The following is a 13,656-nucleotide window of genomic DNA, read 5'->3' on the forward strand; positions in this document are numbered from 1 at the left end:
CGCTTAGCGCTCCTCTGTTGGTTGTGGTATTTGAACCGCCGGAGACTTTTTATCTAAGCGTGCACTAATGTAATGAGTAAAGAGACCAAATATGATGAATGACACAATCGCCGTTGGAAACGCCCACAACGCCATGGTTTCCAATTTTACGTCTAACTGATTGTCACTCATCACCCCTTTGATTAGCAACAAACCACCGGTGCCAATGAACAGTAACTGACTGAAGAAGTTACCAAAGTTTTCACTTGCCGCAGATAATGCGCGAATCGTTTGGCGTTTCTCATCCGTTAAATCTGGAGAGATTTTCTCTGCCGCAGCTTCTGACATTGGCGCAATCAAAGGACGAATCATTGAAGGATGACCACCAATGTTAAGCCCCATGCCGTTAGTTATTTTGCGCAGCAACAAGTAAGTCATCAGAATTTTGCCTACTGATGCTTTTTTCATTGAACCGATCAGATCTTCCGCACGTTGGCGCAAGCCATAACGCTCCAAAATACCAATCATTGGTAGCACCAAAATAAACAGCGACATATAACGGTTCTTGGTAAAAGATTGACCAAGAGCGGATAAAATATCCATCACCGCGATATCAGCAACTAAACCAGTCGCTACACCTGCGACTAAAATCACCAATAGAGTATTTTGCTTTAGAGCTAACCCTAATGTGATTATCACAATGCCAATTAATGGCCATAAATCGATCATAGGTTTTCCCTAAACTTTCCGTAACAATAATTTTCAATCAACACGTTAAGAAAACATGTTGATGCCGGGAGTATAGGAAACATAAAACACGTGCTTCAATCGAGGGTTTTTGTGATATCCATTAAATTAATTTTTCACAGCTGTTATTCGACTTCAAACAATCTCACACCAAAAGAGAAGGGCATTTTTTAAGCAATAAAAACCAATACTCCTATTATTCACGTGTTATTTGCTCATATCCCGAGTTTAAAGGCTTACGCATAAGAATAGGGAATATGATAAAGTTCGAGATTACTGCTTCATCTGCGCTGAATATTCTTTATTAAAGGTACAAAACCATGTCATTTTCTTCTCTCTCACTTAGTGCTGAACTGATTCAAGCACTACCAGATGACATTAAAACACCCACCGAAATTCAGTCATTGGTTATCCCCGAACTGTTGGCTAACCATAATGTATTGGCGCTAGCGAATACTGGCAGTGGTAAAACGCTGGCTTATGGCTTACCAATAGTGCAACAACTGCATGCTAGCAGCGCACGTCAACAAGGGTTGATCCTCGTACCAACTCGCGAACTTGCGACTCAGGTTAGCTGCGCGATTGATCAAATAGCTTCAACATTAGATCTGCATACCGTCTGTTTATGCGGTGGCATAGATAAGAGCATCCAACAAGAAGCCCTCTCACATAAGCCCGATATTATCGTCGCAACCACCGGCCGCTTATTGGACCTTGCCAACGATGGAACACTTGATATTGGGGCTGTAAGTTACCTTATCTTGGATGAAGCCGACCGGTTATTGGATATGGGCTTTTGGGCAGATGTACAAAGTATCGCAAATCTGACCGCTAGTAGAAGCCAAACTGCCATGTTCTCGGCTACGTTCTCTGATGACTTAAAGCACAAAGCCGCGTTATTGATGAACGCCCCAGTTCATATCGCTGCACATCAAGAAAACAGCATCAACAGCGATGTATCCGAATCGTTATATTTGGTCAATAAAGGAAGTAAAACCAAAGCGCTAATTCATTTGATTGATCGCCATAGTTGGCAACAGGTATTAGTTTTCATCGGTGCAAAAGAGAATGCAGATAACTTAACCAAAAAGCTCAATAAAGCAGGTATCTTAACCGTTTCACTCCACGGAGATAAAAGCCAAGCTGAACGTGAAGAGGCGTTAGATCATTTTAAAAACGGCAAATCCAACGTACTGATAGCCACTGATGTTTTGGCTCGTGGGATTCACATTGATCAGTTACCGATTGTGGTGAACTTTGAGCTACCTTCTCATACCGAAGTGTACGTACATCGAGTTGGGCGAACAGCAAGAGCAGGCAATCAAGGTATGGCAATTTCACTTGTATGCCATGGCGAAATGGATGCGCTAGCAGCAATCCGAAACCTCACTCAAAGAGAGCTTCCGCTTAAAGAGTTAGACGATTTTCCTGTAACAGATACGCCATCAACCGGTGAGAATAAGCGCGCACCACGAGATAAGAAGGCAAATCGTCGCAGCAACAACAAGAAAAGCATTAAGCAGTTCCAAGGCAAAGGCAATAAGCCTATAGCTCGATAATCAATAACAAGCATTACATGGTTTGTCACGACAGCCACCTACTTCTGTAGGTGGTTTAAACCGAGATTAAAAAGAAAAATACCCCTTTTCTGATGCTTGTCCCTTGCTCTACTTAGATCATACCCTTTATTACTGGTAAGTACGCCGCTCCCAATACACCACTAGAGTCGCCATGCAAGGCTTTACGTACTGGCGTAGAAACGCTTTTACTGAATGTATAACTAGCTAGCCTTTCTTGAACAAGTGGGTAAATCCCATCCTGATTCGATACACCACCGCCCAATACAATCACTTCAGGATCAATGACATTAACGATCGTACCCAAGATTCTGGCTAAACAGTCAGCATAATATTCAACATGAGCAATCGCATTTTTATCGCCCATCGCATAGGACGCAAAGATTTCTTTGGCAGACTGAGGGGGGTGCTTAATTGCCCACGTTCGCTCAAAACCAGTACCAGAGACAAAAGTCTCGTTGCAATTATAGGACCCGCAATAGCACTGAAAAGAAGGACCATCAATATCAGGATCAAAACTAGGCAACGGGTTATGCCCTATCTCACCACCTAAACCATGTTGCCCATCAACAATGTCGCCATTGATAACAATGCCGCTACCACATCCAGTACCAAGAATGACAGCCAAGCATGAGTTTGAAGCGTCTTTGGCCGCACCAGATTTAAACTCTGAGATAGCTAAGCAGTTGGCATCGTTGGTAAACGCGACCGGGATTGAATAGCTTGAACGGAGATCCGTCAAAAAATCTTCATCGTTAAGGTAAAGAAGATTTGCGCCCTGAATTTTTCCCGTGACGCGGTTTATTGAGCCACAGCAACCAACACCGATTGATCTTACTTGCTCTTTTCCCATCAATGCCGTGATTAAATTTTTTACGACTAACAAAAAATCGACGTAGTTTGTTTTGGGGGTATCAACCCGCAATCGATGTAGAACCTGACCATCATAAGAAGAAACAATAACCCCTTCGACTTTGGTCCCGCCAATATCAAGCCCAATTAGCATAAAACAGCCTCCGAACAATTGAACTCATTTGGCTCAATTTTCTAATGAATGTATTGCAGGGACGACATAAAAACTGTTTCACATTCAGTTTTATCCAATTTTGATAATGCCCAATCCTAACTGTTGACGCTCCTAGCCCTGCTAGTCTGACTCGCTTTTGATTGCAAGTCACTATGTCATATATAAGCTTTATGACATCTATACCCAAGTAACCTCAAGATGCTTAGTTCAGCGAGAGTTGTTAGGTTTGCAGGCAAGGCATCGATTTGCAAATCTAGTCGCTCTAAATTAAGAATCGATAACGTAGTCTGCGAACCTAACAAACTCGCCCTTCGTGAGCCTGTCACTGGAACCATTTTCTCGTCAAACAACTAGGAAATAGATCGCTATTCCACGTCGTTGTTTTCCTTAAACTGGAGCCAGTGACAAGGCTCTGAATCCTGCATCTTGAAGTCACTTGGGTATCGCACGCTCTGCCGATCTACATCTCGAGCTATGCACTTTCTTTGAAGCCGAAGTTTCAGAATACTATGTTCATCTCGATACGATGTTAATGACAACTATATTTATTGCTTGAAGTGTGGAATTGAAAAGTACTTGCAGGGTTATTTTATCAGTTAGCAACTCGCTTAACGATTTACTGATTTAAACTTAAACATAAAAAAAGCCGCTCACTTTCGTGAACGGCATTTAATTAGTTGCTTATTTTATTGCTTTAGCTAATCACCGAATTAAGCGATGAACTGAGCTAGGATAATTACCACACCACAAAGAGTTGCTGCACCCATTGCGATTGGACCACCTTTAACACGGTAGAAGTGAGTTTCTTTGTGTACTTTACGAGAAGCGATAGTCATAAGAACTGGTAGGAAGATAGCAATTACAACTAGAGCGATTGCTGCGTAACCTAGAGCCATGATGAAGCCTTGTGGGTAGAACAAAGCAAACGCTAGCGGTGGTAAGAAAGTAACTAATGCTACAGAGATACGGTTGCCTTTTAGCTTTTCTTTCGTTGTATCACGTAGGTAGTCAAATAGACCTAGGGAAACACCCAGGAAAGACGTCACTAGTGCCAAGTCAGCAAACAGACCAATCGCCACTGCAATGCTTTCGCTGCCTAGAGTTTCACCTAGAACACCAATCATCGCACCTAGTTCACCGTTCTCCATTAGGATGTTTTGCTCAACAACACCAAGAGTACATGCTAGCCAGAAGATGTAAACCACTAGAGGAATACAAGAACCGATTAGCATTGCTGTACGTAGGTTCTTAGTCTCACCATCGAAGTAAGTAACGATTGAAGGAATCGAACCGTGGAAACCAAACGAGGTAAAGATTACAGGAAGAGCTGCGAAGAATAGACCCCAACCTTCTGGAGAAGCCGCTAGCAACGTGCCTGAAATATTAGGGCTCAAGAAAACAAGTACACCTGCCATTGCTAACATCATAGCGCCGAACAAAACACGGTTTACTTTATCGACTACCGCTGTACCAGCTGCAACAAGTGCCGCTACGATAGTAACGAAGATTAGAGAGCTCATCCACGCAGGAATCTGAATACCAGTTAGCTGGTCTAGACGAGTCGCCATGTTGCTACCGCCACCTGCAACGTATGCTGCACATAGTGCATACAACAGCATGAACGTAGCGATTGTTGCGGCAATTTTACCTGGATTACCTAAAAATTTAGAAGAAAGAGTGTGTAGGGTTGCCGAACTATCAGCATGTTGGTGAACTTCTAGCATTAACATAGAGGTATATGTCATTAAAGCCCAGAAACCAAACAGTAGTGCTAGAGACACGCCGAAACCTAATCCTGCTGACATCAGCGGGATAGAAAGCATACCGGCACCAATTGATGTACCAGCGATAATCAAACCGCCGCCAATCACCTTGGACATGCTGTTTGTTGATGTTGTTGTAGTTATTTCCATATGTTGCCTTTTTTATTATTAAACAGTAGTAATCGACATCTATTAAATAGAGCATTGACCAATTAGGAAAGAGGTTAGCGGATAAAGGTAACTTACTTACTTGTATATAAAAAACAACAGAATAATTTAGCCAAAAGTGAGAGATCAATTCTCTTTTATTTATAAAAACAAGAGATCAATAACTAGTAAAGGACGATGAAATTTGCATCAAAGTAGATAAGTGGGATACTGCAAACACTTTTTATATATGCAACCAAACTCTGCGCGATGTAAATATATTTTTACAGGCACTTTAAATGGACACTTTGCCATGTTTTACGGCTAAAAATGAACAATGCCTATATAATTCGTTCACCAAAATATAGACAAAATAGAGTATTAATTAAAAAATAATTTACATTTATTTCACTATTAAAGTCAGTGGGAATAAATAAATGTCTCGACATAATTTGCAACCGACCCTTATTTGCACTCTAACGCGAACACTTTATGATCAATTTATAAACTTCGGCGTCAAATATCGACTTTTACGTGAACAATTAGAAAGTCTACCGATAAAATTTTTAATCGTGTGGATATCAAAAATCTGCACCTTTGATGGTGTAAAGGGGCCTTAGGGTAATGGTGCCAATTTGACCTATTAACCAGCACTTATTCGATTATGCTATATGGCGCCATGACTAACCATCTGACAAAACAGCTCGGCACATACTCACCTAGCCTATTTGCTTAAAATCATTACAATACGGCAAGTTGATAATGACGGTGAATATCTCTTGAAACTCAGTAAACGACTAAAAGAAATTGAACAACTGGTTGGCTCTGGCTATGACCATATCTGGGATTGCTGCTGTGATCACGGATTCCTAGGCACTGCCTTGTTATCTAGGCATGCCGCGCCCCACATTCATTTTGTCGATATAGTTCACGAACTGATGGTAGAGGTAGAAAACAAGCTGCAACGCTACTTCCAACACCCAATCTCCAAATGGCATGTACATTGTCTAGACGTTACCACCCTTCCTTTGCATCAGTTTGAAGGAAAACACTTGGTAATGATTGCAGGAGTTGGTGGAGACCTAGTCACCAAGTTTGTTGATGCGATACACCATCACTATCCCGATTTAGACATCGACTTCGTTTTATGCCCAGTAAATCATCAATTTAAGTTGCGCCAGAAGCTTAACCAATTGGGTTTTGGTTTGAAGGATGAGCTCCTGCTCAAAGATAACCAAAGATTCTACGAGGTAATCTATGCTTGCTCTTTGCCTGAAGAAGATAATGAACAGGTGAGTTTAGTCGGGAGTAAAATTTGGCAAGCTACGACTGATGAACAAGCAACTATTACAGCAGAATATTTGCAGAAAACGTTAAATCACTATATTCGAATTCAGCAAGGCCATAAAAAAGACGTAAAGCAGATAATTGAAGCTTATCAATCAATCACTCTCTAATTTGAAAGTTATGAATCAAGAAACGGGTGATGTTACTCTGTCAAAGTCCCCCCTCCCTCTTTTGATAATGATCCTTGAGCTTACTATGTAGTGACAAATGTTAATAATGCTCGTATTTCAAAGACTTTATGACTGAATCTAAGCCTTCGATTTTCAGCGCCAAGCATCACTGCAATCCCACAGCTAAACGAAAAAAGTAACTAAAAATAGTGACCTGATGGTTTTATCGTCACAAATTGTCACAATACTGCGTCTTCAAATGAGTTAATTTAGTGTGTAGTTTATAAGATCAAATAATTTATTATGAGTAATTTACAACCTGTCGTGCGTAAACAGATAATGTTAGTCGAAGATGATTACGAATTGGCTAACTTAATAAAAGATTTTCTTCTCAAATATGAATTTGATGTCAGCATTGTAGGTGACGGCATTGAGGCTGTTCGACGCATTATCGATGAACAACCTGCTCTGGTTATTCTTGATATAATGTTACCAGGTCAAACCGGCATGGAGGTATGCAGGCAAGTCCGTTCATCTTATTCGGGGATGATACTGATGCAAACTGCATTAGATGATGATATTGATCAAATGATGGGGCTCGAATTAGGAGCCGACGATTACGTAGTAAAACAAGTACAACCGCGTTTGTTATTGTCGCGCATTCGAGCTTTATTGCGTCGCATTAGCCATGATGCTGACAACTTAACGCGACCCCCTTCAACTGAAAGTGATCCCAACAGTTTAGATTTGGGGCGTTTGGTCATCAATATCTCTCACAGAACTGTCTATTTAGATAACAAGATCATAGATCTGAGCACCGCCGAATTTGAGTTACTGTATCTGCTGGCAAGAACCCCGGGGCAGGTCGTATCTCGTGACATCATAGTGCAGCAAATCCGTGGCTACGACTACGACGGTTTAGACAGGTCCATAGACAGACGAATTTCTAGGTTACGGAAGAAATTACTTGACGATCCCGTTCGCCCTAACTTGATTAAAACCGTCCGCGGCAAGGGTTACCAACTTTGCATACATTTTTGCGGGTACTAATGAGGTAATATTATGGTCAGAGCTTTTTCCATTCTCTGGGTGGTAATTTTTTTGCCCATCATTTTCTTATCCTTCTCTAGCGACTATAGTCCAGTGTGGTTGTTTAATCACTACGTACTAAAAACAGCTTCGATAAAGCAAGAGTCTGGTACTTTTCATTTAATTGAACAAACATTAGCAGATACGCCAACAGAGAAATGGCCGCAGAAAATCGAGCAATTGGCATTGGAGTTTGGTAATGAATTGCAACTGCTGCCTTTACCAACCGCAACAAAAAACCAGTCACTGCAACAACAATTGCAAAGGAATAAATATGTTTTCATCGAGGGCATCCCTAATCTATTGTTGCGCCGTGTAGGCGATAGCCAGTGGGTCATTTCTCTGGCTATGGGCATGTCGGAAAAGGAATATATTATCCGAGCTGCTCGTGGTTCCTTTCATCTAGCAATAAAAAAGTTTGAGAGCAGTCCTCGTGAACAATGGCCTGAGCAGTTAAAAGAGTTATCGACATATTTTCCTCATGACATCAAACTTTTAACAAAAGCCGATGTAGCGCTAGATCAAGATCAAATGGCGAAGTTAAATCAAAACGAGCCAATCTGGGAGATCAGAGACCAAATTCAGGTCGTTGTTCATGCACTTTTACCAGATCAACATACCATACTCAGAGTCATTACTGTCCCCGCTCATAACTCGCTCAATATAGCGATGGTCTCCCTTATTTTCATTGTAATCGTTTCCGTGTGCATGTTTGTTTGGGTTTATCCATTATGGCGTGATTTAAAGCGTCTTAGTATTACCGCAGATAAATTTGGATATGGTTATCTAACGGAAAGAGCTGAACTAGCAAAAACATCTGTTGTTGCCCGCTTGGGACTTTCATTTAATCAGATGGCCGACAGGATAGAAAAATTGATCCAAGGTCAAAAAGAACTGACCAATGCAATTGCCCATGATCTACGTACCCCCTTGTATCGGCTAAGATTTGCTTGTGAAATGTTGCACAGTGATGATATAAGCGAAAAAGACCGACAAAAATACCAACGCAGCATCAATACCAGCATTGATGATTTAGATCACTTGATAAACCAAACCTTAATTCTCTCCCGTTATAATCGGGCGATGGATATCAGCCATTTTTCAGAAATTAATCTAGCGAGCAAAATTGCCGTTGAAATTGATCACTATCGCTTAGAATATAAATCACTGACCGTTAATTTTGACCTCACCCCAGAGTTAGAAAATCGGCTGTTATTTATCGACAGCAGAGCCTTGTTGAGAGCACTAAATAACCTCTTGTCAAACGCAGCTCGCTATGCAAAAGAACAAGTGAAAATTGGTCTTTATCTGAATAATACTCATTGTGTGTTAACCGTTGAAGATGATGGTCCTGGTATTAATGAAGAGCATTGGCAGAGCGTATTCGAGCCTTTTGTTCAGTTACAAAATACCCACCGTGACATAGCTAACGGGCATGGTCTAGGGCTGGCCATTGTGCAACAAATAGCCCTTTGGCATAAGGGAGAGGTGAGCATAGGGCGTTCCGCTTTAGGTGGTGCCAAATTTGACATTGGCTGGCCGTTGCAATTGAGGTAATGTCAATATCATTAAGTACCTCATATTCCCCAAAGTTGAATACCATCAAGCAAGTTTGGAGTTGGCTACGACAACGCTATCTTGCCGGCCAAAGTATTGAGAACTAAAACGATATCATTTCCCAGATATGTAACGCATGGAACGGCTTTTTAGAAATATCAAAAAGGGTCACGGAAATGTACTTGGGAGATTGGGTAAACCTGCACCGTTAATTGTCCGAAATAGTATAATTCTTGTCTACTTTTCACCAACGGATTAATCCACAGGTTGTGTGTCACACACGGTCACATTCTGTCCTAATACTGCCATAGACCCAAATAATAAATCCCATTAACCTATCTCCATATTCAGAATTAATGATACGAAACAAACCGATTTCTCTAGTTTGAGCACTATCAGAGCAGGACGAAACACATTAAAAGCAAGAGATTAAGGTCTTTATTTTAAATAACAGATACACATTATAAAAAGGTTTAATGGTGTTCAATATGAATAACTTATTTAGTAAAAAGGGATTAAGACTAGTTTTGCTTACAGGATTTTCTGCAGCATTAATTGGTTGCAGTCTAGAGTCAGACGAATTAAAAGATGCCTTAACTCACGATGCAAAAATGTCTTTTGTTAATGCATTAGATTACATGGCAGATTTTCATGTTAAGAAAAGATATATAAGCTCAAGCTATAGCGGCTTGTTTGACAGCAAAAATATTTCTTCAAAAGATGTTCCTAAAAAGGCCACTGGTTCCACCTATGCTTATAGTTACAGAGCAATCCACAACATGGTCAATTTGGGTGTTAAAGACAGTAACAGTAACAGCAATAAGCAAAAGATGTACAAATCATTAAGTGATGGTGACAACCTCTGGGTAATTGCATGGGAGTCTGCAGAACAGATAGAGCTATCGGTCATCTCTAAAAAGAAAAGCAATAGAACTGGTGCATTCAATGTCAGAGTTTTTGCTGATGGAAACTACAACATTGTTGTCGATGGGACCCAAGTAGCCACCACCGAAAAGGCTAAGGTGTCTGGTTTTATTACTGTAGATACCTGTGCAGATGGATTAACTATTAATGGCGCAGCAATTGATTTATGTACAGGTGACCCTGGTCAATCTTACTTATTGGTTGTTGATAAAAATGGCAAGCGTGTTATGGCAAAAGAATAGCGAATGATCTGTTCATAAGCATCTAAGGTAACAAGACCGAAAATATTATTAAACTGTAAGTATATTTATTATATTGATATTAAAATCAATACTAAAACAAACCATTAATCAACATCCACTTAGCCAAATAATACTCATAGATATTATCCACTCTATTTTTATAGTGTATTAATCAACTCTTAATTAGGAGTTTTTGACATCATTTTTAAGAATCATGTTGATTAAATAAATATAAAAACAATGGAGGAAACTGACTATAACAATTTGTCACTAAAATCAAATTTCAATGCAGACGGCGATAATATAAATCAAGATAATTTAATTCAAAAGATAGCTCCGAAGGCGAAATATCATTCATTCCATTGGGAAACTTTCAGTATGCGTTTGGTACTGGCTTAGATAAATAGAAGTGAGAATAAAAAATGACGAAAATTTTAGTAATAATTACCGCAAGTCTTATTACCGTTAGCGTAAATGCAGCACCGTTTGAAACGAGTGTTAGCGGGTTTATTGGTACAAAAAATGTTGATGATAGTGCATGGAAACCTTTTGAAAATCAGTTTGAATATGGAGCTGTTTTTGATATCAAACCTGTCCATTGGCCTGTCAGTATTGTTGCCGGCGTATACGGCTCTTCAGATGGGCATGACGACAGCGACGGCAAAACAACCCATGGTTTTACGTCTGAATTACTTCTAGGGGTTAGAAAGACGTGGTCAATTAGCGGTACAGATCTACACCCGTATTACGGGATGGGGCTGGCTTATATATATGGAGAAATGGAAGATGCAAGCGATACCCACGATGACTCTGCGATAGGGTACTGGGCTGGTACTGGTATTTACTGGACAATCGACCAACATTTTGATGTCGGAATAGAAGGACGATATTCACAAGCAGAGATTGAGTTAGACGGCAGTGATATCGAAGCTGGTGGTGCCCACCTTGGCGTTACCTTAGGTTATCGTTGGTAGTTAAGGGTTATAGTGTTGTGGTCTAATAAAGTAGGACACCACTCTTTCGGTTGTACATGATCAGAGGTATACCGCTTTAGAAGCTCGCCACGCTGTCGATGTTGCCCAGACTATTTTAAGGCGCTGGACCGAACAGCTAAAAACGAACGTAGCGGTATAACTCATCTCTAATTTAGAAATTTATGATCTATCTCAGGTAAGGGAAATGCGCTTAGGTAGGGTAAGTGTCGAGTAAAGGTGGTGCAGCTCAGCATTACAAAATCCGAAGAAGTGCTGCATTTACTACATGGAGTGAAATTGCAGGTAATTGTTCGGTTTGTTAACCATCAAGTCTACGCGTTAAGTTAACAGTACCATTGGGAATAATGTATTCAACCTATCGATATTGGTGATCTAAATAAAAAATGGCCTCAAACATGCATTTGAGACCATTGGTATTTATTATATTAAGATTTTAAACTTAAGTTTTACCACTTAATCATTACTTATATTGAGCACGTTCAGAGTTCAAACCTTTTATCAGACCCACACACATAATTAGCATTACAAAGGTAAAGGGTAATCCAGTTGTCACAACGCCAGCTTGCAAGGCTTGCAGCGACTCGGTGCCACCAAGCCAAAGCATCGCTGCAGCAATAGCACCTTGTACTACCGCCCAGAAAATACGCTGTGGTACAGGCGCATCAATCTTACCGCCCGACGTGATACTGTCGACCACAAGCGAAGCAGAATCCGATGACGTAATAAAGAATATTAAGACTAATACAATCGACAACACGGACAATACATTACCATACGCCATCGCATCAAATACGTGGAATAATGATAACGATATATCAGTCAAACCATTCGTACCCAGTTCACCTACTTTATTAATGACTTGATCAATTGCAATACCGCCGAACGTCGCCATCCAGACCAATGTCACTAACGTTGGAACAAAGATAACAGCGCACAAGAATTCACGTACTGTACGACCTTTAGAAATACGCGCAATGAACATACCAACGAATGGGGCTAATGAAATCCACCATGCAAAGTAGAATACTGTCCAACCCTGCATCCACGCAACATCACCACGGTCATGCGGATAACTAAGAGCAACAAAACTCTCTGCATAAGCAACGAAAGTTTCTGGAATCGTTACGGCAATGACATCAAAACTTAAAATCAGCATAAAAGCTAATAGCGAAAATGCTAACATCATATTGATATTACTCAATACTTTAACACCGCCATTAATGCCTCGAATAACAGATATAATTGCAATTAAGGTAACAAAAACAATAACCATCAGCTGCAAGCCAATACCGCTTTCAATGCCAAATACGTGATTGACACCACTCGCAGCTTGCTGTGCACCAAGACCAAGTGATGTGGCGAGAGAAAATAACGTCGCAAGTACAGCCATGATATCAATGATGTGACCAGCCCAGCCCCACGTTCTATCACCAATTATTGGATAAAATACCGAGCGGATTGATAATGGCAGACCTTTGTTATAAGAGAAGAAAGCCAGAGCAAGTCCCACAATGCCGTAAACAGCCCAGCCATGGATACCCCAGTTATAAACCGTGGCCGCCAATGCTAATGATTTTGCTTCTGCCGTAAATGGCTCAACATTTAATGGGGTTCCCCACCAGTTAGTGAAGTAAGCCGTTGGTTCAGCAACCCCCCAAAAAAGTAGACCAATACCCATACCTGCAGCAAATAACATCGTTACCCAAGATAGGGTTGAGTGTTCAGTTTTTTCTTGCTTACCACCAATTCGGATTTTACCAAATGGAGATATAATCAACATCATAGTAAAAAGAACAAAGAAGTTAGTTGACCACATAAAAAACACATCGAATTCAGCCATGATGCTATTGCGAATACTAGTTAGTGTTTCGTTTGCGGTGGTAGGGTCAGCGAGGAGGAGTGCAGAGAGGAGGAGGATAATAAGGCCAGCGCTAATGCCGAACACGGGGTTATGTATATCTGCTCCCCATTTTTGAATATTATCCTGACCGACTTGGTAATCTGTGGTTCCAATACTGTATTTGTTTGTCAAACTACATGTATCTATGGGGCGGTGTTTAATTAACGTACTACTCATAACCACTGTTTAAGAATATCCTGCAATACTTTTTGAACGAAAAGTAAAAACGAAATGACCATCACATAAAAATGA

The 13,656-nt window shown here is 40.6% G+C and carries 10 protein-coding genes; 6 read left to right on the forward strand and 4 right to left on the reverse strand.

Going from position 1 to position 13,656, the window contains the following annotated elements; genetic code table 11:
• Positions 1-3: 3 nt before the first annotated feature.
• Positions 4-708, reverse strand: coding sequence for a DUF969 domain-containing protein (locus tag L4C38_RS10880; RefSeq protein WP_428797581.1), 705 nt, complete (start codon positions 706-708; stop codon positions 4-6).
• 338 nt (positions 709-1,046) lie between these two features.
• Here L4C38_RS10880 and L4C38_RS10885 point away from each other — a divergent pair, with 338 nt between their 5' ends.
• Positions 1,047-2,285, forward strand: a complete 1,239-nt coding sequence (locus L4C38_RS10885) for a DEAD/DEAH box helicase (RefSeq protein ID WP_428797582.1) — start codon at positions 1,047-1,049, stop codon at positions 2,283-2,285.
• A gap of 112 nt (positions 2,286-2,397) precedes the next feature.
• Here the strand turns inward: L4C38_RS10885 and L4C38_RS10890 are convergent, their stop codons facing one another.
• Together L4C38_RS10890 and L4C38_RS10895 are read right to left on the reverse strand one after the other, a co-directional pair.
• Positions 2,398-3,309, reverse strand: a complete 912-nt coding sequence (locus L4C38_RS10890) for an ROK family protein (protein ID WP_428797583.1) — start codon at positions 3,307-3,309, stop codon at positions 2,398-2,400.
• 731 nt (positions 3,310-4,040) lie between these two features.
• A complete protein-coding gene (locus L4C38_RS10895; RefSeq protein WP_428797584.1) occupies positions 4,041-5,243 on the reverse strand; it encodes an aromatic amino acid transport family protein in 1,203 nt (400 codons plus the stop codon).
• 776 nt (positions 5,244-6,019) lie between these two features.
• Here L4C38_RS10895 and L4C38_RS10900 point away from each other — a divergent pair.
• From L4C38_RS10900 to L4C38_RS10920, 5 genes are all read left to right on the forward strand, one after another.
• Positions 6,020-6,697 carry a tRNA (adenine(22)-N(1))-methyltransferase gene (locus L4C38_RS10900; protein ID WP_428797585.1) on the forward strand — a complete coding sequence of 226 codons (678 nt, stop codon included), beginning with the start codon at positions 6,020-6,022 and terminating at the stop codon, positions 6,695-6,697.
• A gap of 303 nt (positions 6,698-7,000) precedes the next feature.
• Complete coding sequence (locus L4C38_RS10905; protein ID WP_428797586.1) at positions 7,001-7,747, forward strand: winged helix-turn-helix domain-containing protein; 747 nt, start codon at positions 7,001-7,003, stop codon at positions 7,745-7,747.
• A 12-nt stretch (positions 7,748-7,759) separates the two neighbouring features.
• On the forward strand, positions 7,760-9,343 hold the full coding sequence (locus tag L4C38_RS10910) for an ATP-binding protein (protein WP_428797587.1): 1,584 nt from the start codon (positions 7,760-7,762) through the stop codon (positions 9,341-9,343).
• 488 nt (positions 9,344-9,831) lie between these two features.
• The gene (locus tag L4C38_RS10915; protein ID WP_428797588.1) at positions 9,832-10,509 is read left to right on the forward strand and encodes a hypothetical protein; all 678 of its coding nucleotides are present in this window, start codon (positions 9,832-9,834) and stop codon (positions 10,507-10,509) included.
• Positions 10,510-10,931: 422 nt separating this feature from the next.
• Positions 10,932-11,483, forward strand: coding sequence for an outer membrane beta-barrel protein (locus L4C38_RS10920; protein WP_428797589.1), 552 nt, complete (start codon positions 10,932-10,934; stop codon positions 11,481-11,483).
• A 481-nt stretch (positions 11,484-11,964) separates the two neighbouring features.
• Here the strand turns inward: L4C38_RS10920 and L4C38_RS10925 are convergent, their stop codons facing one another.
• Complete coding sequence (locus L4C38_RS10925) at positions 11,965-13,581, reverse strand: BCCT family transporter (RefSeq protein ID WP_428797590.1); 1,617 nt, start codon at positions 13,579-13,581, stop codon at positions 11,965-11,967.
• Positions 13,582-13,656: the final 75 nt, after the last annotated feature.

This window comes from Vibrio kasasachensis, assembly GCF_050337565.1.
Classification (GTDB): domain Bacteria; phylum Pseudomonadota; class Gammaproteobacteria; order Enterobacterales; family Vibrionaceae; genus Vibrio; species Vibrio kasasachensis.

Coding starts and splice junctions, on each gene's coding strand:
- L4C38_RS10880 (WP_428797581.1), bottom strand. CDS start 708: ATGATCGATTTATGGCCATTAATTGGCATTGTGATAATCACATTAGGG.
- L4C38_RS10885 (WP_428797582.1), top strand. CDS start 1,047: ATGTCATTTTCTTCTCTCTCACTTAGTGCTGAACTGATTCAAGCACTA.
- L4C38_RS10890 (WP_428797583.1), bottom strand. CDS start 3,309: ATGCTAATTGGGCTTGATATTGGCGGGACCAAAGTCGAAGGGGTTATT.
- L4C38_RS10895 (WP_428797584.1), bottom strand. CDS start 5,243: ATGGAAATAACTACAACAACATCAACAAACAGCATGTCCAAGGTGATT.
- L4C38_RS10905 (WP_428797586.1), top strand. CDS start 7,001: ATGAGTAATTTACAACCTGTCGTGCGTAAACAGATAATGTTAGTCGAA.
- L4C38_RS10910 (WP_428797587.1), top strand. CDS start 7,760: ATGGTCAGAGCTTTTTCCATTCTCTGGGTGGTAATTTTTTTGCCCATC.
- L4C38_RS10915 (WP_428797588.1), top strand. CDS start 9,832: ATGAATAACTTATTTAGTAAAAAGGGATTAAGACTAGTTTTGCTTACA.
- L4C38_RS10920 (WP_428797589.1), top strand. CDS start 10,932: ATGACGAAAATTTTAGTAATAATTACCGCAAGTCTTATTACCGTTAGC.
- L4C38_RS10925 (WP_428797590.1), bottom strand. CDS start 13,581: ATGAGTAGTACGTTAATTAAACACCGCCCCATAGATACATGTAGTTTG.